The organism is Anaeromyxobacter sp. K (assembly GCF_000020805.1).
In the GTDB taxonomy this organism is placed as follows: domain Bacteria; phylum Myxococcota; class Myxococcia; order Myxococcales; family Anaeromyxobacteraceae; genus Anaeromyxobacter; species Anaeromyxobacter dehalogenans.
The window spans coordinates 3160559-3179809 of the sequence record NC_011145.1; the positions used below are offsets into that span (position 1 = coordinate 3160559).

At 75.5% G+C, this 19251-nt stretch carries 21 protein-coding genes; all 21 read right to left on the bottom strand.

Translation table 11 applies throughout. The annotated features are described in order from the left end of the window. Window positions 1–4 precede the first annotated feature (4 nt). The 21 genes from ANAEK_RS14220 to rpmF all read right to left on the bottom strand — a co-directional run bounded on the left by ANAEK_RS14220 (window position 5) and on the right by rpmF (window position 19219). Window positions 5–2077 carry a HEAT repeat domain-containing protein gene (locus ANAEK_RS14220; protein ID WP_012526828.1) on the bottom strand — a complete coding sequence of 691 codons (2073 nt, stop codon included), beginning with the start codon at window positions 2075–2077 and terminating at the stop codon, window positions 5–7. Continuing rightward, complete coding sequence (locus ANAEK_RS14225; protein WP_012526829.1) at window positions 2074–2613, bottom strand: chemotaxis protein CheW; 540 nt, start codon at window positions 2611–2613, stop codon at window positions 2074–2076. Before ANAEK_RS14225 ends, ANAEK_RS14220 begins: the two co-directional genes overlap by 4 nt. Then, the gene (locus tag ANAEK_RS14230; protein ID WP_012526830.1) at window positions 2600–3508 is read right to left on the bottom strand and encodes a chemotaxis protein CheW; all 909 of its coding nucleotides are present in this window, start codon (window positions 3506–3508) and stop codon (window positions 2600–2602) included. Before ANAEK_RS14230 ends, ANAEK_RS14225 begins: the two co-directional genes overlap by 14 nt. Window positions 3509–3522: 14 nt before the next feature. Further along, window positions 3523–4347 carry an ExeA family protein gene (locus ANAEK_RS14235; RefSeq protein ID WP_012526831.1) on the bottom strand — a complete coding sequence of 275 codons (825 nt, stop codon included), beginning with the start codon at window positions 4345–4347 and terminating at the stop codon, window positions 3523–3525. Between the two features lie 5 nt (window positions 4348–4352). After that, window positions 4353–6410 (bottom strand): chemotaxis protein CheA, encoded by a 2058-nt coding sequence (locus tag ANAEK_RS14240; RefSeq protein WP_012526832.1) that lies wholly within the window; start codon window positions 6408–6410, stop codon window positions 4353–4355. A gap of 34 nt (window positions 6411–6444) precedes the next feature. Beyond that, complete coding sequence (locus ANAEK_RS14245) at window positions 6445–7023, bottom strand: peptidase M17 (RefSeq protein WP_012526833.1); 579 nt, start codon at window positions 7021–7023, stop codon at window positions 6445–6447. 10 nt (window positions 7024–7033) lie between these two features. Beyond that, window positions 7034–7462, bottom strand: a complete 429-nt coding sequence (gene nusB / locus ANAEK_RS14250) for a transcription antitermination factor NusB (protein WP_011421790.1) — start codon at window positions 7460–7462, stop codon at window positions 7034–7036. Window positions 7463–7464: 2 nt separating this feature from the next. After that, complete coding sequence (gene ribE, locus ANAEK_RS14255; protein ID WP_012526834.1) at window positions 7465–7953, bottom strand: 6,7-dimethyl-8-ribityllumazine synthase; 489 nt, start codon at window positions 7951–7953, stop codon at window positions 7465–7467. After that, complete coding sequence (locus ANAEK_RS14260; RefSeq protein WP_012526835.1) at window positions 7950–9281, bottom strand: bifunctional 3,4-dihydroxy-2-butanone-4-phosphate synthase/GTP cyclohydrolase II; 1332 nt, start codon at window positions 9279–9281, stop codon at window positions 7950–7952. Before ANAEK_RS14260 ends, ribE begins: the two co-directional genes overlap by 4 nt. Then, the gene (locus tag ANAEK_RS14265; RefSeq protein ID WP_012526836.1) at window positions 9278–9925 is read right to left on the bottom strand and encodes a riboflavin synthase; all 648 of its coding nucleotides are present in this window, start codon (window positions 9923–9925) and stop codon (window positions 9278–9280) included. The genes ANAEK_RS14260 and ANAEK_RS14265 overlap by 4 nt, the downstream gene beginning before the upstream one ends. A 12-nt stretch (window positions 9926–9937) precedes the next feature. Beyond that, complete coding sequence (ribD, locus tag ANAEK_RS14270) at window positions 9938–11116, bottom strand: bifunctional diaminohydroxyphosphoribosylaminopyrimidine deaminase/5-amino-6-(5-phosphoribosylamino)uracil reductase RibD (protein ID WP_012526837.1); 1179 nt, start codon at window positions 11114–11116, stop codon at window positions 9938–9940. After that, on the bottom strand, window positions 11113–11580 hold the full coding sequence (gene nrdR / locus ANAEK_RS14275) for a transcriptional regulator NrdR (RefSeq protein ID WP_012526838.1): 468 nt from the start codon (window positions 11578–11580) through the stop codon (window positions 11113–11115). Before nrdR ends, ribD begins: the two co-directional genes overlap by 4 nt. A 66-nt stretch (window positions 11581–11646) precedes the next feature. Next, the gene (gene glyA, locus ANAEK_RS14280; protein ID WP_012526839.1) at window positions 11647–12900 is read right to left on the bottom strand and encodes a serine hydroxymethyltransferase; all 1254 of its coding nucleotides are present in this window, start codon (window positions 12898–12900) and stop codon (window positions 11647–11649) included. A gap of 73 nt (window positions 12901–12973) precedes the next feature. Then, window positions 12974–13417 (bottom strand): ribose 5-phosphate isomerase B, encoded by a 444-nt coding sequence (rpiB, locus tag ANAEK_RS14285; protein ID WP_012526840.1) that lies wholly within the window; start codon window positions 13415–13417, stop codon window positions 12974–12976. A 200-nt stretch (window positions 13418–13617) separates the two neighbouring features. Then, window positions 13618–14859 (bottom strand): beta-ketoacyl-ACP synthase II, encoded by a 1242-nt coding sequence (gene fabF / locus ANAEK_RS14290; RefSeq protein WP_012526841.1) that lies wholly within the window; start codon window positions 14857–14859, stop codon window positions 13618–13620. Window positions 14860–14950: 91 nt separating this feature from the next. Next, window positions 14951–15190: an acyl carrier protein gene (gene acpP, locus ANAEK_RS14295; protein ID WP_011421799.1), complete on the bottom strand. Its 240-nt coding sequence runs from the start codon at window positions 15188–15190 to the stop codon at window positions 14951–14953. 51 nt (window positions 15191–15241) lie between these two features. Next, window positions 15242–15994 (bottom strand): 3-oxoacyl-[acyl-carrier-protein] reductase, encoded by a 753-nt coding sequence (gene fabG, locus ANAEK_RS14300; RefSeq protein WP_012526842.1) that lies wholly within the window; start codon window positions 15992–15994, stop codon window positions 15242–15244. 9 nt (window positions 15995–16003) lie between these two features. Next, window positions 16004–16945: an ACP S-malonyltransferase gene (fabD, locus tag ANAEK_RS14305; RefSeq protein WP_012526843.1), complete on the bottom strand. Its 942-nt coding sequence runs from the start codon at window positions 16943–16945 to the stop codon at window positions 16004–16006. 15 nt (window positions 16946–16960) lie between these two features. Further along, entirely contained in the window at window positions 16961–17941 is a 981-nt protein-coding gene (locus tag ANAEK_RS14310) for a beta-ketoacyl-ACP synthase III (RefSeq protein ID WP_011421802.1), read from the bottom strand. A 7-nt stretch (window positions 17942–17948) separates the two neighbouring features. After that, on the bottom strand, window positions 17949–19034 hold the full coding sequence (plsX, locus tag ANAEK_RS14315) for a phosphate acyltransferase PlsX (protein WP_012526844.1): 1086 nt from the start codon (window positions 19032–19034) through the stop codon (window positions 17949–17951). 5 nt (window positions 19035–19039) lie between these two features. After that, the gene (rpmF, locus tag ANAEK_RS14320) at window positions 19040–19219 is read right to left on the bottom strand and encodes a 50S ribosomal protein L32 (protein ID WP_011421804.1); all 180 of its coding nucleotides are present in this window, start codon (window positions 19217–19219) and stop codon (window positions 19040–19042) included. Window positions 19220–19251 lie beyond the last annotated feature (32 nt).

The window sequence follows — 19251 nt, forward strand, 5'->3', positions numbered from 1 at the left end:
GTGCCTACCCGGCCCCGAGCGCGCGCGCCGCCTCGGCGAACGCGCGCGCGACGAGCGGATCGGCGTCCCCGGCGGCGAGCCGGACGGCGTCCGGTCCCAGCGCGGGATCGCCGCGCACGGCCATGGCGCCGGCCGCGGCCCGCCGCACGTCCCAGCGCGCGCTCGCCGCCGCCTCCCGCAGCAGCCGGACGCCCTCCGGCCCCTCCAGCCGCGCCGCCGCCGCCACGCCCTCCTTCGCGACCTCCGGGTCCGCGTGCCCGACCGCGGCCGTGACCAGGTCGGCCGGCGGCACGCCCAGGCCCGCCAGCGCGTGCAGCGCGGCTACGATCACCGCGGGCGGGCTGGCCGGATCGCGCCCCAGCGCCGCCAGCGCCGGCGCCTGCTCGACCGCGCCCGCCACGCCCAGCGCCTCGGCGGCCGCCGCCCGCACCGCCGGCTCCGGGTCGCCGAGCGCCGCCGCGAGCGCCGCGCGCACCGCCGGCGGCGGGGCGCCGGGCGCCGCCGGGGCCGCGCGCACCACCTCCGCGCACCCCGAGGCCGCCGCGGCGCGGACCTGCCAGTCGGGATCCCGGAGCGCCGCCGCGAGCTCGCCCAGCGCGGCCGCGGCCGGCGCCGCGCCACGGCGCCCGAGCTCCGCCAGCGCGCCCGCCGCCGCGGCGCGCCCCGCCGGCGCGGCGGCGCGGAGCCCGTCGCGGATCGTGGGCAGGTCCTCCGCCTGGCCCAGCGCGCCCAGGATGCGGTACAGCGCCGGCCAGGCGCCCACCGCCGCCCGCGCGCGCGCCATCGCACGCACCGCCGCCGCGGAGGCGGACGACTGGAGCCCGATGCGGGCGAGCGCGTTCGCGGCCATGCCCGCCACCGCCGGGTCCTCGTCGCCGAGCAGCCCCGCCAGCGGCGCCACCGCGCGCGCGTCGCCCAGGCGGCCCAGCGCCGCCACGGCCTCCGCCTGCAGGAAGCCGCCCGGGTCGCTGGCCTCGCGCACCAGGGTCTCGAGCGCCGCCGGGCTGCCGAGGCGCGCCAGCACCGCGAGCGCCGTGAGCCGGCCCACCGGCCCCTGGCTGCCGAGCGCCTCGGCCAGCGCGGCGCGGAGCTCGGCGCCGGCGGGGAGCCGCTCGAGCGCGTCCTCGACCAGCGGCCGCAGCCGCTCGTCCTCGGCGGCGCGCAGCAGCGCACCCACGTGCCGCGCCCCGCCCAGCCACCCCAGCGCCGCGATCGCGCCCAGGGTCGCGTGCGGATCGTCCCCGCCGATCGCGGCCGCGCACGCGTCCGCCACCCCGGAGTCGCGCGCGCCCACCTCCGCCACGGCCGCGGCGAGCACGCCCAGCGCGTCCGCCGCGTCGCGGGCCACCTGCAGGCCCACCCCGGCCAGCGCCGCCTGCCGCGCGCCGCGCGCCGGCTCCGCCAGCCCCTGCGCCAGGAGGCGCAGCCCCTCCGGCTCGCCGCACGCGCCGAGCGCGCGGTACGCCGGGCGGCGCAGCGCCGGGTCGGCGAGGATCCGGGCCACCAGCGCCGCGGGCGGGCACGCGCGGAGGTCGCCGAGCGCCTCCAGCGCCGCGAGCCGCAGCGTCCCGTCGTCGGACGCGAGCGCCGCGGTGAGGGCCCCCGCCGCCTCGGGCCCGCCGACGCGGCCGAGCGCCTCCGCCGCCGCGGCGCGCACGTTCGGATCGGCGTCGGCGAGGCGCGCCGCCAGCGCGGGCACCGCGCGGCGATCGCCGATGGCCCCGAGCACGCCTGCCGCCGCCTGCCGGAGGTCGCCGTCGCCGCCGCCGAGCCGCTCCAGGACCGCCGGAACCGCCGCGGCGCCCAGCCGCTGGAGCGCCGCCGCCGCCGCCTCGCGCGCGCCCACCGTGGCGCCGCCACCCAGCGCCTCGAGGAGGCCGCGCAGCGCGAGCGCGGGGTCGCGGAGCGCGCCGAGCCGCTCCACCGCCGCGGCCCGGACCCGCCAGCTCGCGTCCGCGAGCGCCTCCAGCAGCACCGCCAGCTCGGACGGTGTGGCCGGATCCAGCTCGCAGGTGGCGCGGTAGCGGAGCTCCTCGTCGCCGGAGCGGGCCCGGCCGTGCGGGTCGGGAGCGGTCATGCGCGCCTCGAGGCCTCGGCCTGGGCCCTGGCCGCGGCCGCCTCGCCCGGCACCACCGGGTCGAGCAGGGCCTTCACGTCGAGCAGGAGCCGGAGCCGCGCCGGCCCCCCGCGGCGCCCGCCGGTCCTCCCGTCGCCGCCGCACACGCCCAGGAAGAAGCGCGGCCCCCCGTCCGCCACCAGCGCCGGGGCCGGGCGGAGCGCGTGCCGCGGGAGGCGCAGGACCTCGCAGACCTCGTCCACCACCAGCCCGATGCGCCGCCGCGCCACGTTCACCACCAGGAAGCGCGTGCGCCGGGTGGGCGGCCCGATGGGCAGCCCGAAGCGGCGCCGGACGTCCACCACCGGGATCACCTCGTCGCGCAGGTGGAACACCCCCTCCACGAACGCGGGGGCGCGCGGCACCGGCGTGACGGGCTGCGGGGGGATGATCTCGCGGACCCGCATGATGTCGATGGCGTAGTCCTCGCCGCCGACGCGGAAGGTGCAGAGCTGGACCCGCGCGCCCTCCGGCGCGGCCGCCTCAGGCGCCGCCACCCTGGCCCCCCTCGGCGCGGCGGGGCGCCGCCAGCGAGCGGCGCACCAGCGCGGCCGGATCGATCACGGTGAACAGCCGGTCGCGCTCCCGCCCGATCCCGAGCAGGCACTCGGCCGCGTCGCCGCCGATGCCCTGCGGGCACGGCTCCAGGCTGCCGGCGGGCAGGCGGACCACGCTGGAGATCGCGTCCACGCGGAAGCCGCAGGGCCCGTCGCCGGCGTCCACGATGACGAGGCGCCAGGCGTCCTCGCCCGCGTCGCGGGGCGCCGGCAGGCCGAGCCGCGCGCGGGGGTCGATCACCGCCACCACGCGGCCGCGCACGGTCACGACGCCCAGCACCGGCGCCGGCGCGCGCGGCACCTCGGTGAGCGGCGGGGGGCGGAGCACCTCCTGCACGCGCTCCACCGGCACCGCGTACTCCTCGGCCCCGAGCGCGAAGGTGAGGAACTCGTCGAGCGACACCTGGCCCGGCTCGAGCGGCGCCGGCGCGCCGCCCGCCGCCCAGCCCAGCTCGGGCAGCTCCGGCGCCTCCTCGTCCGGCCGGTAGAAGAACGCGTCGAGCGGATCGCGCGCGGCCGGCGCCGGCGGCGGGCGCGCCTCGACGGCGGGCGCGGGGATGGGCGGCGGCGCCGAGGGCGGCCCGGGGCGCGCGGCGGGCAGCGCGGACGGATCGATCGGCACCGGAGGCGGCTCGCCGGGCCGCCAGGTCGTGAAGCGCGCCGGGTCCGGCTCGGGCATGGCCTGGACGCGTCCGGCGAGCACGGCCGCGGCGCTGGGCGCGTCCGCGGCGTCCGCGGGCGGCGCCGGCGGCAGCTCGGCGGCGGAGGCCGGCCGGGCCGCGGCGCGCGCGGCGGCCCGCTCCCTCGCCTTCTTCCGGATCGCCAGGAAGTCCATCGCCGGAGGGAACTCTACCCCGGCCGTCCCGGCGTTCCCAGATAGGCGGCGATATCGGCCGCCGCCGCCTCGACCACCTCGGCGCCGATCGTCTCCACCTCGCGCGCGAAGCCCTCCAGCAGCGCGCTGGCCGCCACCTGGTTCACCCGGCGCGGGACCCCGCCGCTCAGCCGGTGGACCGCCGCCACCGCCGCCGGCTCGAACAGCGCCTCGGCCCGGCCGGCCACCGCCAGCCGGTGCTCCAGGTAGCGGCCGGTCTCGGGCGCGTCGAGGGCGCCGAGGTGGTAGGCCACCCCGACGCGCTGCAGGAACGCCTCGCCGCCCCGGGCGCGGAGCCGCTCGCGCAGCTCCGGTTGACCCACCAGCACCAGCCCGACCAGCGCGCGATCGTCGGCGCACAGGTTCGTGAGGAGCCGCAGCTCGTCGAACGCGGCGCGGGCCGGGAGGAGCTGCGCCTCGTCCACCACCACCACCGCGAACTGGCCCTCGGCGTCGAGCCGCGCCACGTGGTCGGCGAGCGCCGAGAACGCGTCCGCCTTCCGCCGCGCCGGCGGCAGCCCGAACCCCTCCGCGATGGCCCCGAGGAGCTGCGCGGCCGGCAGCGCCGGGTGGACCACGAAGCTGAACCGGCAGCGGTCCGCGAACGCGTCCACCAGCGCGCGCGACAGCGTGGTCTTGCCGGCGCCCACCTCGCCGGTGAGCACCGCCACCTCCCGCTCCTCCAGCGCGTGCGAGAGCCGCGCCAGCGCCTCGGCGTGCTGGCGCGAGGGGAACAGGAACGCCGGGTCCGGCGTCTTGGAGAACGGCTTGCGGGCGAGGCCGAAGTGCTCGAGGTACATCCCGGCTAGCCCGCCGCCTCGCGGGGCTCCCCCGACACCACGTCCTCGATGATGGCGCCCACGTCCAGCACCAGCACCGTGCGGCGGCTGCCCAGGTCGGTCGCGCCGGCGATGCCGCGCACGCCCTGCAGCACCGAGCCGAGCGGCTTCACCACCACGTCCTGCTGCCCGACCACCGCGTCCACCGCCACGCCCAGCCGCTCCTGCGCCAGCCCCACCACCACCACGAACAGCCGCTCCGGCGCGCCGGCGCCGGGCAGCCCGAAGAAGGTGGACAGGCGCACCAGCGGCAGCGTCGCGCCGCGCACGGTGACCACCTCGCGCGTGGAGAGCGTGCGCACCTCGGCGGCGCGGACCTCCAGGATCTCCAGCACGCTGTTGAGCGGCACCGCGTAGGTCCGGCCCGCCACCCACACCACCAGCGCGCGCACGATCGCGAGCGTCACCGGCAGGGTGATCTCGAAGCGGGTGCCGCGCCCGCGCTCGGTGTGCAGGTCGATGATCCCGGACAGCGCGGCGACGTTGCTCTTCACCACGTCCATGCCCACGCCGCGGCCGGAGAGGCTGGTGACCTGGCGCGCGGTGGAGAACCCGGGCACGAAGATGAGGTTCATGAGCTCGCGGCGGGACAGCGCGCCGACGTCGCCGGCGGTCGCCAGCCCGCGCTGGACCGCCACCTCCCGGATGCGGTCCTCGTCGATGCCGCCGCCGTCGTCCTCGACCACGATCCGGACCTTGTTGCCCTGCGGAGCCGCCTCCAGCCGCACGGTGCCGAGCGGCGGCTTCCCGGCCCGGGCGCGCCGCTCGGGCGCCTCGATCCCGTGGTCGATGGCGTTGCGGATGAGGTGCATGAGCGGATCGGAGAGGTCCTCGACGATGAGCTTGTCGAGCTCCACCTCGCCGCCCGAGACCCGGAGATCGATCTCCTTGCCGACCTCGCGCGCCAGCTTGCGCACCATCCGCGAGAGCTTGTCGAACACCTGCTCCAGCGGGACCATGCGCACCTCGAGGATGCCGGCCTGCAGCTCCTCCAGGCGGCGCTCCAGCGTGCGGTTGATGCGCTGCAGCTCGGCCGCCGCGGCCGGATCGCGCCCCTCGGCGCGGAGCCGCTCCGCGAGCGCGACGAGGCTCGTCTTCACCAGCACCAGCTCGCCGACGGCGTTCATGAGCCGATCGAGCTCGTGGATGTCCACCCGCACCGCCTGCGAGGCGGAGCGCAGCGACGCGGCGTCCTCCGACGGGGCCTCGGGCGCGGGGGAGAGCGCGCCGCCGGCGCGCCGGGGCGCGTCGGCGCGGGGCGCGGGCGGCGGCGCCTCGACCCGCGGCACCGCCTCGACCGCCGCGGCCGGGCCCGCCTCGCGGCGGATCGCGTCCACGGGCTCCTTCGAGGCGAACAGCAGCTCGAACGCGATCGCCTGGGGATCGCGCAGGTCCGAGGACGGCAGCGTCGAGACCACCTCGCCGAGCCGCTTCAGCCGCCCGCTCAGCGCGGCCAGCTCGCGGTCGAACCCGTCCAGGTCGAAGCTCACCTTCACCCGGTGCAGCCCCAGCCCCTTGTCGAGGTTGGCGCGGAGCCGGTGCTCCTCGTACTCGGTGAGGATGCCGCGGACCTCGGGGCCCAGCGCCACGGTCGCGAGCGAGTCGGCCGCGCGGGCCGGCGGCGGCGCCTCGCCGGCGCGGAGCCGGTCGGTGAGCCGGGCGGCGGCGTCGGTGCTCGCCGGCGCCGCGCCGGTGGCCTCCTCCGCCACGATGCGCGACAGCACCTCCGGCGCCTCGAGCAGCAGGTCGAGCGCGGGGCGGTCCAGCCGGCGCCGGCCCAGCCGCACCTCGTCGAGCAGGTCCTCGAGCGCGTGGGCGAGCCGCGTGAGGCGCTCCACCCCGGACATCGAGGACAGGCCCTTCAGCGTGTGGGCGGCGCGGAAGACGCCGTTCAGGACGTCCGGATCCGGATCCTCGTGCCCGCCCGCCTCGAGCTGCATGAGCCCGTGGCCGAGCGCGTCGATCGTCTCCTGCGCTTCGGAGACGAACTCGGCGAGCGCCTTCTGGGATCGGTCGGCCGGCATGGGGCGGCGCGGAGGCGCGGGCCCCGCGGCGGGGTCAGCGTACCACGCCGCCGACGTGCGGCAAGGCGCGGCCCCGGGACGGCATCTCCACGCGCGACGGGGGCGCCACCACCTCCACGTCCAGCCCCATGGCGTTGCGGGCGGCGGTCAGGTCGCGCTGCAGCGCGCGCGGCTCCCCGAGCAGCACCTGCCGGCGCACCGGCCGGAGCGTGCTGGCCTCGAGCCAGAGCCGGGCCGCCAGCCCCGGCTCGCCGGCGAACGGCGGGAGGGACGAGGCGAACGCGTCGCTCCCGGCGCGGGCCATGGCCGTGCAGGCGCGGCGGGCGGCGCCCAGGAACGCATCCGGCGCGAGCGGCACCGCGGGCAGGCCGAAGCAGAACACGCGCGCCGGGCGGATGCGGCCGCCGGACGGGACGAGCAGCGCCTCCTCCGGCGCCGCCTCGAACAGCCCGCCGCGGATCACGCGCGAGACCGCGCCGCACATCCGCCAGTCCACGAAGCCGGCCAGCCCCTGCAGCGGCCGCTCCGGCCCGACGAAGACGCACAGCGCGTCCACGTCGAGCGCGTCGATGGCCTGCAGGCCCAGCTCCGCCACCTCGATCTTGAGCGTCACGCCTCGCCCCTCACCGCTCGCCGCGGCGCGCCGGCGGCAGGCCGCTCGCCACCTTGTCGAGGACGCCGTTCACGAACGCGCCCGAGCTCTCGGACCCGTACTTCTTCCCGAGCTCGATGGCCTCGTTGATCACCACCTTCACCGGCACGTCGGTGCGCAGCAGCTCGAAGACCGCCAGCCGCAGCACGTTCCGGTCCACCTTGGCCATCCGGTCGAGGCGCCAGTTGGTGGAGACCGCCTCGATGGCCTCGTCCACCGCGCGCCGGTGCTGGGCCACGCCGCGCACCAGCCCCTCGGCGAGGTCCATCACCTCGCGCTCGACCGGCTCGAAGCTCTTCCAGAAGCGGGAGAGGGCGTCGTCGATGCCCTCGGCCGCCACGTCGATCTGGTAGAGCGCCTGCAGCGCGCGCTCCCGGGCCCTGGTCCGCCGCGACGTCACCGTCACTCCGCCTTCCGCGCGGGGGCGCGCGCGATCGCGCGCAGCACGTTGGCCTGCTCCACCGCCGCGGCCGCGGCGTCGGCGCCCTTGTTGCCCGCCTTCACGCCGGCGCGCTCCAGCGCCTGCTCCATGCTGTCGCAGGTGAGCACGCCCATGGTCACCGCGCAGCCGGCCTCCATGGCGACGTGGGCCACGCCCTTCGTGACCTCGGCCGACACGTACTCGAAGTGCGGCGTGCCGCCCCGGATCACCGCGCCGAGCGCGACCACCGCGTCGTACCGGCCGGTCGCGACCACCCGCCGGAGGACCGCCGGCAGCTCGAACGTGCCCGGGCAGCGGAACACGTCGACGTCGCCGTCCGCGACGCCGTGCCGCCGGAGCGCGTCGGCCGCGCCCACCAGGAGCTGCTCGGTGACGAGCGAGTTGAAGCGCGCCACCACCAGCGCGGCCTTGAGGCCGGTGCCGACCAGCGAGCCTTCGTAGACGTTCATCGCCTTCCCTTTCCCTTCCTGGACGCGGGGGCCGGGCGCCGCCGCTTGGCCGCCCGCGCCGGGGCCGCCGGCGCCCGTGCCGCCGCCGCCGCCGCCGCGACCGGCGCCAGCGTGAGCAGGTGGCCCATCTTGTCCCGCTTGGTGATGAGGTACGCGCGGTTGCGGCGCGTCGCAGGCATCTCGATCGCCACCCGCTCCACCACCTCGAGGCCGTAGCCCTCGAGCCCGATGATCTTCTTCGGGTTGTTGGTGAGGAGCCGCATCTTGCGCACGCCCAGATCGCGGAGGATCTGGGCACCGATGCCGTAGTCCCGCAGGTCCGGCTTGAAGCCGAGGCGCACGTTCGCCTCGGCGGTGTCGTAGCCCTCGTCCTGCAGGTTGTACGCCTTCAGCTTGTTCGCCAGGCCGATGCCCCTGCCCTCCTGGTCGAGGTAGAGCAGGACGCCCTTGCCGGCGCGGTCGATCTGGTCCAGCGCCGCGTGGAGCTGCGGGCCGCAGTCGCAGCGCTCGCTCCCGAACACGTCGCCGGTGAGGCACTTCGAGTGCACCCGCACCAGCACCGCCTCGTTCGGCCGCCACTTGCCCTTCACCAGCGCCACGTGCTGGTGCCGGTCCACGTCGTTCTCGTAGGCGACGGCGCGGTACTCGCCGTGCTCGGTGGGCAGCGGCGCCTCCGCCGCGCGGCGCACGAGCGTGTCCTTCATCATCCGGTAGGAGATGAGGTCGGCGACGGAGACGATGGGCAGGTCGTGCGCCCGGGAGAGCTTCTCCAGCTCGGGCATGCGCGCCATGGTGCCGTCGTCGTTCATCACCTCGCAGATCACGCCGGCGGGCTTCAGGCCGGCGAGGCGAGCGAGGTCCACCGAGCCCTCGGTCTGGCCGGCGCGCACCAGCACGCCGCCCTTCCGGGCGCGCAGCGGGAACACGTGGCCCGGCCGCGCCAGGTCCTCGGGGCGGCAGCCGTCGGCGACCGCGGTGAGGATGGTGTGGGCGCGGTCCTTGGCGCTGATGCCGGTGCTCACGCCCTGGCGCGCCTCGATCGACACGGTGAACGCGGTGCCGAAGCCCGAGGTGTTCGCCGTCTCGTCCACCATGAGCGGCAGGCGCAGCTGCCGCACCTTCTCCTCGGTGAGCGACAGGCAGACCAGGCCGCGCCCGTAGCGGGCCATGAAGTTCACCGCCGCCGGGGTGACCTTCTCCGCGGCGAGGCACAGGTCGCCCTCGTTCTCGCGGTCCTCGTCGTCGGTCAGGATCACCATCTTGCCGGCGCGGAGGTAGGCGATGGCCTTCTCCACCGAGTCGACGGCGTGCTGCGCGTGCTCCGTCACGGCTTCTCCTCTGCTGCGTATCCCCAGCGGGCGAGATCGCCCGCCCCGAGCCCCTCGAACGCCCGCAGGCGCGCCACGTGGCGCGCCAGCACGTCGGCCTCGAGGTTCACCTTCGCGCCTGCGGCGGCCTGGCCCAGCGTGGTGCGGGCCAGCGTCTCCGGGATGAGCGCGAGCTCGAACCGATCCCGTCCGGCCGTCGCCACGGTGAGCGACACCCCGTCCACCGCGATCGAGCCCTTCTCCGCCACGAGCGGCGCGATCGAGGGCGGCAGCGAGATCGTCAGGCGCGCGCCCTGCCCCTCCGGAACGCGGCGCAGCACCTCGCCCACCGCGTCCACGTGGCCCTGCACCAGGTGCCCCCCGAGCCGCTCGCCCACGGCGAGCGCGCGCTCCAGGTTCACCTTCGTGCCCGGCCTCCAGCCGCCGACGGTGGTGCGCGCGAGCGTCTCCGGGACCGCGTCGAACGACACCAGGCCGCCGCCGCGCTCGACCACCGTGAGGCACGCGCCGGAGCAGGCGATGCTCTCGCCCAGCACCAGCTCGTCCACCGGCAGCCGCGCAGGGCGGAGCGTCAGGCGAGCGCCTCCCTGCCGGGGGACGATCCGCTCCACCACGCCGACGTCGGCGACCAGTCCGGTGAACATTTCGCGCGAATCCTAGCCTCGTTGGGGGTTTTTCGCCAACGCGGCGCGGCGCGCGGGGACGCCCGTGACGAGCACGTCGTCGCCCACCCGCTCGAACGCCACCTGCTCCAGGCGCAGCGCGTCCGCCATCCGCGCCGGCCCGCGGCCCGCCACGAGCGGCACGCCGTCCCCGCCCGCGATCTTCGGGGCGACGAAGACGGCCACCCGGTCCACCAGGCCGGCCTCGAGGAAGCGCGCGTGGACGTGCGCGCCGCCCTCCACGAGCAGGTGCGCGACGCCGCGCGCGGCGAGCTTCGCGAGCAGGTCCCGCAGGTCCACCCCGCCCTTCCCGCGGCGGCAGCGCACGAGCTCCACGCCGGGCCCGTACCGCCGCGCCGGCGCGGCAGACGCGTGCGCCACGAGCGTCGGGGCGGGCGAGCCGCCGCGGAACAGCGCCAGCGTCCGCGGCAGGGAGAGATCGCTGTCGAGCACCACGCGGATCGGGTCGCGGCCGCCGCGCGGCAGGCGCGTGGTGAGCCGCGGGTCGTCGGCCCGGGCCGTCCCGGCGCCCACCAGCACCGCGTCCACCCGGTCGCGGAGGCGGTGCACCCAGGCGCGCGCCGCCTCGCCGCTCACCCAGCGCGCGTCGCCGGTGCGGGTGGCGATGCGGCCGTCGAGCGTCACCGCCGCCTTCAGCGTCACGAACGGCCGGCCCTCGGTGATGAACGTGAACCAGGGCGCGTTGAGGCGGTCGCACTCAGCGCGCAGCACGCCCTTCACCACCGCCACGCCGTGCCGGCGCAGCCGGGCCATCCCGCGCCCGTTCACCAGCGGGTTCGGGTCGCTCGAGCCCACGAACACCCGCCGCACCCCGGCCTCGAGCAGCGCCACCGAGCAGGGCGGCGTCTTGCCGAAGTGATCGCAGGGCTCGAGCGTGGTGTACACGTCCGCCCCGCGCGCCAGCGCCCCGGCGGCCCGGAGCGCCACCACCTCGGCGTGCGGCCCGCCGGCGCGCGCGTGGTGGCCTCGCCCGACCACCCGCCCATCGCGGACCACCACCGCGCCCACCGCGGGGTTCGGGCTGGTACGCCCCAGCCCGCGCGCCGCCTCGCGCACGGCCAGGCGCATGAAGCGCTCCGCCTCCGCGCCGGCGACGGGCGCGGGCGCGCGGGCGCTCGCCCGCCGCCCCGACGGCGCCGCGCGTGCGGTCACCGCTCCTCCCCGTCCTTCCGCGCCAGCCCGGCCAGCTCGGTCATGAACTCGCCCACGTCGCGGAAGGCCCGGTACACCGAGGCGAAGCGCACGTAGGCGACCTCGTCGAGCGTGCGGAGCCGCTGCATCACCGCCTCGCCGATGACGGTGGTGCGGATCTCGCGCTCGCCCAGCTCCTGGACCTGCCGCTCCACCGCCGAGACGAGCGCCTCCACCTGCTCGGTGGAGACCGGCCGCTTCTGGCAGGCGGTGGCGACGCCCTCGACGATCTTGGCGCGGTCGAACGCCTCGCGCCGGCCGTCCTTCTTCACCACCTGCGGGAGCACGTCCTCGATGCGCTCGTACGTCGTGAACCGCCGCTCGCAGGACAGGCACGCCCGGCGCCGGCGCGTGGCCTGGCCGTCCTGCGTCTCGCGCGAGTCCACCACCCGGTCCTCGAGGTGTCCGCAGTACGGACAGCGCATGGTCCACTCACCCCGGCCCGCCGCCCGGCGCGGGGCCCCGGCCGGCCCCGGCCCGCGGCACGGCCGTCAGACGCGATCCGCGTACATCGGGAAGTGCGCGCAGAGGTCCTTCACCTCGCCGCGCACGCGCGCCAGCACCTGCTCGTCGGCCGGCGCGTCGAGCACGCGCCCGATGAGCGCGGCCACCAGCGTCATCTCGCGGCTGCCCATCCCGCGGGTGGTGAGCGCCGGCGTCCCGACCCGGATCCCGGAGGTGGTCATCGGCTTCTCCGGGTCCCACGGGATCATGTTCTTGTTCACGGTGATGCCGGCCCTGCCGAGCGCCTCCTCGGCGATCTTGCCGGTGAGCTTCTTCGGGCGGAGGTCCACCAGCATCAGGTGGTTGTCGGTGCCGCCGGAGACGAGCCGCAGCCCGGCCGACTTCAGCCCCTCGGCCAGCACCTGCGCGTTCTCCACGATGCGCCGCTGGTACGCCTTGAACTCGGGGCGGAGCGCCTCGCCGAACGCCACCGCCTTCGCGGCGATCACGTGCTCGAGCGGGCCACCCTGGATGCCGGGGAAGATCTGCGAGTTGAGCGTCTTCGCGTGCGCCTCGCGGCAGAGGATCATGCCGCCGCGCGGGCCGCGGAGCGTCTTGTGCGTGGTGGTGGTGACGATCTCCGAGTGCGGCACCGGCGACGGGTGCAGCCCGGCCGCGACCAGGCCGGCGATGTGCGCCATGTCCACCACCATGGCCGCGCCGACCTCGTTCGCGATCTCGGCGAAGCGATCGAAGTGCAGCGTCCGCGAGTAGGCGCTCGCGCCGACCATCAGGATGCGCGGCCTGTGCTCGCGGGCGAGGCGCGCCACCTCGTCCATGTCGATGGTCTCGTCGGACTGGCGCAGGCCGTACGGGACGATCTTGAACAGCTTGCCGGAGAAGTTCACCGGCGAGCCGTGGGTGAGGTGCCCGCCGAAGTTCAGGCTCATCGCGAGCACGGTGTCGCCCGGCTTCGCGAGCGCGAAGTACGCGGCCATGTTGGCCTGCGAGCCGGCGTGCGGCTGCACGTTCGCGTGGTCGGCGCCGAACAGCTGCTTGGCCCGGTCGATGGCGAGCTGCTCGACCTGATCCACCACCTCGCAGCCGCCGTAGTAGCGCTTGCCCGGGTAGCCCTCGGCGTACTTGTTGGTGAGGGTCGAGCCGAGGGCCTCGAGCACCGCCGGCGAGACGAAGTTCTCGCTGGCGATGAGCTCGAGCCCCTCCGCCTGGCGCCGCGTCTCCTCGCGGATGAGCTTCGCGATCTGCGGATCGGCCTCGGCGAGGCGCTGCGTGGGCATCATCTTCGTTCTCTCCTCGGGAGCGTGGCGGGAGGGCGGTTCTATCGCGCCCCGCCGGGTCAGGCAACGGGGCGGTTCAGCGCTCCAGCGCGCCGATCTTGTCCACGCGCCGCTGGTGCCGCCCGCCCTCGAACGGCGTCTCCAGGAACGCCTTCACGACGGCCGCGGCCACGCCGAGCCCGAGCACCCGCTCGCCGATGCAGAGCACGTTCGCGTCGTTGTGCGCGCGGGCCATCCGCGCGTCGAACTCGGTGACGCAGTGGGCAGCCCGGACGCCGTGGACCTTGTTGGCGGAGATGGACATGCCGATGCCGGTCCCGCACACCAGGATGCCCAGGCGCGCGCGCCCGGCCGCCACCGCCTCGGCCACCTGCCGGGCGTAGTCCGGGTAGTCCACGCTCTCGCTCGAGAACGGCCCCAGGTCCTCGACCTCGAACCCGGCCGCCCGCGCCACCTTCACCGCCTCGGCCCGCAGGTTCAGCCCTGCGTGGTCGGAGCCCGCGATCACCCGTTCGGCCATCACCGCCTCCTCTAGCGAAGGGGGCGCATTGTTCCACAGGATGCGCCGCCGCGCACCCGGTCCCGCCGGCGCCGGCCGCCCGGGGCCGCCTCGCCCGTCCGGGCGAGGCGCCGGCGCCCGCCCGGCGGCTCCCCGGAACGCGAGAGGCGCCGACCCCGCGCGGCGGGGCGGCGCCTCGGGGCGTCGCGGCCGGCGGGCCGCTACACGCGCTTGAACAGCACCACGGCGTTCGTGCCGCCGAACCCGAAGGAGTTCGAGACGGCCACGTCCACGCGCACCTCGCGCGCCGTGTTCGGGATGACGTCGAGGTCGCACTCCGGGTCCTGCTCCTCGACGTTGATGGTCGGCGGCAGCACGCCGCGCGAGATGGCGAGGACCGTCACCACCGCCTCGAGCCCGCCGGCGCCGCCCAGCAGGTGGCCGGTCATGGACTTGGTCGAGGAGACCATCAGGCCCTGCTTCGCGTGCTCCCCGAAGACGCGCTTGATGCCCTGGCACTCGGCCACGTCGCCGACCGGCGTCGAGGTGCCGTGGGTGTTCACGTAGCCGACCTGCTCGGGCGCGACGCCGGCGTCCTGCAGGGCCATGCGGACCGCGCGCGCGCCGCCCTCGCCGCCCTCGGCCGGCGCGGTGATGTGGTAGGCGTCGGCGCTGGCGCCGTAGCCGGCCAGCTCCGCGTAGATGCGCGCGCCGCGCTTGCGGGCGTGCTCGTACTCCTCGAGCACCACCAGGCCGGCGCCCTCGCCGGCCACGAAGCCGTCGCGGCCCTTGTCGAACGGGCGGCTCGCCTGCTCGGGCGCGTCGTTGCGCTCGGAGAGCGCCCGGGCCGCGCAGAAGCCGCCGATGCCGAGCGGCGTGATGGTGGCCTCGCAGCCGCCCGCGATGATCACGTCGGCGAGGCCGCGCTCGATGTAGAGCATCGCGTCGCCGATGGAGTGGTTGCCGGTGGCGCAGGCCGAGACCGGCGAGAAGTTCGGGCCCTGCATCCCGTACTTCATGCTGATCTGGCCCGGGGCCAGGTTGATGATGAGCGACGGGATGAAGAACGGGCCGATCTTGCGGACGCCCTTCTCCAGCAACGTCTTGTGCTCGTCCTCGATCGTGCCGAGGCCGCCGATGCCCGCGCCGACGATGGCGCCGACGCGCACCGGGTCCTCCTTCGACATGTCGAGGCCCGAGTCCTTCATGGCCATGTCGGCGGCGGCGAGCGCGAACTGGATGAAGCGATCGTTCCGCCGGGCCTCCTTGCGATCCATGAAGCGGGTGGGATCGAAGGCCTTCACCTCGCCGGCGATGCGCGTCGGGTAGGTGGAGGCGTCGAAGAGGGTGATGGGCCCGATGCCGCTCTTGCCGGCCACGAGCGCGCTCCAGGACTCCTCCACCCCGATGCCCACGGGCGAGACGAGCCCCAGTCCTGTGACGACGACACGGCGCCTGCTCATCTGGTTCACCTCTCCTCGGAAAAAGCGCGTGCGGCGGCGGCGAGGCCCCCCGGCCTCGCCCCCGCGCGCGGTACCGACTCCGGAGCCGCGGCTACTTCTTGTGCGTGGTGATGTAGTTCACCGCGTCCTGCACCGTCTTGATGTTCTCGGCCTCCTCGTCGGGGATCTCGACCTCGAACTCCTCCTCCATGGCCATGACCAGCTCGACGATGTCGAGCGAGTCGGCGCCGAGGTCCTCGATGAAGCTGGCGGCGGGCTTGATCTCGTCCTCGCCCACTCCCAGCTGATCCGCGATGATGTTCTTCACCTTCTGCTCGATCGTTGCCGACATGGTGCTTCCTCCGTTGTGCTCGGGGTTGGTGCCGCCGCAGGGAGCCTGCAGCTACATGTACATGCCGCCGTTGACCCGCAGGGTCTCGCCGGTCACGTACGATGCCAGGTCGCTCGCGAGGAACGCCACCGCGTTCGCCACGTCCTCCGCGCTGCCGAGCCGCGCGAGCGGGATCATGTCCTTCATCTTCGTCTTCGCGGCCTCGGGGAGCGCCGCGGTCATGTCCGTGTCGATGAAGCCGGGCGCCACCGCGTTCACGCGCACGTTGCGCGACGCGAGCTCCCGGGCCACCGACCGGGTGAGCCCCTCCAGCCCCGCCTTGGTCGCGGCGTACGCGGCCTGGCCGGCGTTGCCCATCTCGCCCACCACCGAGGTGAGGTTCACGATGGCGCCGGAGCGCTGCTTCATCATGGGCCGGGTGGAGGCGCGGATCAGGTTGAACGCGCCGGTGAGGTTCACCTGGAGCTGCCGGTTCCAGTCCTCGTCCTTGAGCCGCATGACGAGCTGGTCGATGGCGATGCCGGCGTTGTTCACGAGCACGTGCAGCCCGCCGAACGTGGCCACCACCTGCTCCACCGCGGCGGTGCAGGCGGCCGGGTCGGCCACGTCGAACTTGTACAGCTCGGCGCGCGGCGCGCCCGCCTGGCGCACCAGGGCGATGGCCTCGGCCGCCGCCGCGTCGTTGCCGGCGTAGTTCAGCGCCACGCTGGCCCCGCCGCGCGCCAGCGCCACCGCCACCGCGCGCCCGATGCCGCGCGAGGCGCCGGTGACGAGCGCGGTCTTCCCGGTGAAGTCGAAGGTCATCTCGGTCCTCTAGCCCTTCAGCGCGGCGAGCGTCTTCTCCAGCGACGCGCGATCCTCGACGTTGAACGCCTCGACCGAGCGGTCGATGCGGCGCACCAGCCCCGAGAGCACCTTGCCCGGGCCGACCTCGACCACCCGGGTCACGCCCAGCCGGACCAGCTCCTCGACGCACTCGATCCAGCGCACCGGCGCGGTCACCTGCTCGACGAGCAGCGGGACCACCCGCGACGCGTCCTGGTTCGGCTTCGCCTCGACGTTCGTCACCACCGGCCGCAGCGGCGCCCTCCAGGGCATCGCGCGCAGCACCGGCTCGAGCCGGGCCTTCACCGGCGCCATGAGCGCCGAGTGGAAGGGGGCGGACACCGGCAGCGGCAGCACGCGCTTCGCGCCGGCCTCCTTGAGCCGCGCGCCGGCCTGCTCCACGGCGCCGGCCGCGCCGGCGATCACCGTCTGGGCGGGCTCGTTGTAGTTCGCGGGCGAGACCACCTGCCCGGTCTCCGCCGCCACCGCGGCGCAGATCTCGCGGACGCGCGCCGGATCGAGCCCGAGCACCGCGCTCATGGCGCCCTGCCCCGCCGGCACCGCCTCCTGCATGAACGTGCCGCGCGCCCGCACCGCCCGCGCCGCCTCGGCGGCGCCGCACGCGCCCACCGCCACCAGCGCCGAGTACTCGCCCAGCGAGTGGCCGGCCACGTAGTCCGGGACCAGCCCCTGGTTCGCGAGCACCGCCGCCGCGGCGGACGAGACGGTCAGGATCGAGGGCTGGGTGTTGGCGGTGAGCTTGAGCTGGTCCTCGGGGCCGCCGAAGCACAGGGCCGAGAGCTTCTCGCCGAGCGCCTCGTCCACCTCCTGGAAGATCTCCCGCGCCTCCGGGAAGGCGTCGTGGAGGTCCTTGCCCATGCCGACCGCCTGCGAGCCCTGCCCCGGGAAGACGAACGCCAGCTTGCCCATGTCCGGTCTCCCCGCCTACCAGCGCACCACGCTGGCGCCCCAGGCCATGCCGCCGCCGATCGCCATCATCAGGACGGTGTCACCGGGCTTCAGCCAGCCGGCCCGGTTCGCCTCGTCGAGCGTCATCGGGACGCTCGCCGCCGAGGTGTTGCCGTACTTCTCGAGGTTCATCCAGCACTTCGACTCGGGGATCTCCAGGCGGTGCAGCGTCGCGTCCAGGATGCGCTTGTTGGCCTGGTGCGCGATCACCCAGGTCACGTCGCCGGGCGTGAGCTTCTCGTCGGCGAGCACCTCGCGGCAGCTCTCCTCGAGCGAGCGGACCGCGACCTTGAACACCTCGCGGCCGTTCATCTTCACGTAGTGCGACTTCTCCCGGACCACCTTCTCGGAGATGGGGTCGCGCGAGCCGCCACCCGGCTGCAGCAGGATGGGCACCAGCGAGCCGTCGGCGTGGAGGCGGACGGCGCGGATGCCGCGCTGCGGGTCGTCGGTCGGCTTCAGCACCATCGCGCCCGCGCCGTCGCCGAACAGGATGCAGGTGTTCCGGTCGGTCCAGTCGGTGATGCGGGTGAGCGCGTCGGCGCCCACCACCAGCGCGTTCTTCACCGCGCCGGAGGCGACGAAGCGATCCGCGACCGAGAGCGCGTAGAGCGAGCCGGCGCAGGCGGCGGAGACGTCGAAGGCGAACGCCTTCTTGTTCCCGAGCTTCCCCTGCAGCACCGCGCCCACGCTGGGGAACGGGTAGTCCGGGGTGACCGTGCCCACCACGATCATCTCGACGTCCTTCGCGTCCAGGCCAGCCGCGTCGAGCGCGCGCCGCGAGGCCTCGAGCGCGAGGTCGCTGGTGGCCTGGTCGTCGGCGACCACGTGCCGCTCGCGGATGCCGGTGCGCTCCACGATCCACTGGTCGTTCGTGTCGACCAGCTTCTCCAGATCGGCGTTGGTGACGACCTTCTCGGGCGCGTAGGACCCGGTGCCGGCGATGAGGGAGCGCATGGATCTCCTAGGTTTGGCGCGGCGCGGTGCGCCGCGGCGTGGGGCCCTGCTCGGCGGCCGCGCCGTCGGCGGGGACCTCCAGCAGCGCGTGCGACGGCGCGACGGCCCGCGCGATCTCGTCGATGAAGTGGGTGCGCGCGGCGTCGCCCGCGCGGCGGATCGCGTTCTCGACCGCGAGCGCGTCGGAGCGCCCGTGCGAGATGAACCCGACCCCGTTCACGCCCACCAGCGGCGCGCCGCCCACCTCGCGCCAGTCGATGCGCTTCTTCATCCCCTCCAGCGCGGCCTTGGAGAGCAGCCCCCCGATCTTCGACACGGTGGTGCTGCGCAGCGCGCGCTTGAGGTACTCGCCGACCACCTTGGCCGTGCCCTCCATCGTCTTCAGGGCCACGTTGCCGGTGAAGCCGTCGGTCACGATGACGTCGACCTCGCCGGTGAGCAGGTCGCGCCCCTCGCAGTAGCCCACGAAGTCGATGGGCGCGCGCCGCAGCGCCGCGGCGGCGGCGCGGGTGAGGTCGGTGCCCTTCGTGTCCTCCTCCCCGTTGGAGAGGATGGCCACGCGCGGCCGGGCCACCCCGTGCACGCGCCGCGAGTAGACCTCGCCCATCAGCGCGAACTGCACCAGGTGGATCGGTCGGCAGTCCACCACCGCGCCCATGTCGAGCATGAGCGGGGCGCCCTTCAGCGCGGGCAGGACCGAGACGATGGCGGGGCGCTCCACGCCCTCGGGACGGCCGAGCACCAGGATCGCGCCCGCCATGACCGCGCCGGAGTTCCCCGCGGACACCATCCCCGCCGCCCGGCCCGACGCGACCAGCTCGAAGCAGACGCGGATGGAGTTGTCCTTCTTGCGCCGCATCGCCTGGCCGGGGTGGTCGTGCATCTCGACCACCTCGGTCGCAGGGTGGACCTCGAGCGGCAGGGAGCTCGCGGCGCGGTGGCGCGCGAGCTCCTCTCGCACGCGCGCCTCGGGGCCGACCAGGACGACCGGCAACCCCTTACGCGCTGCGTTAACCGCACCCTGTACGATCGCGCCGGGGGCGTGGTCGCCCCCCATCGCATCCACGGCGATGGGCGCGATCTTCCCGACCATCGCGCCTATGACGCCTCGGTGATCTGCTCGCCCTTGTACGTCCCGCAGGACGGGCACGCGCGGTGCGGGAGCACGGGCTCCTTGCACTTCGGGCACTTCACCACGTTGACCGGCTTCAGCTTGAAGTTCGCGGCGCGGCGCCGATCGCGCCGCATGCTGCTCGTCCGCTTCTTGGGAACGCCCACGTCGTGCTCCTTCCGCGCGCCGCAGCCGCGGC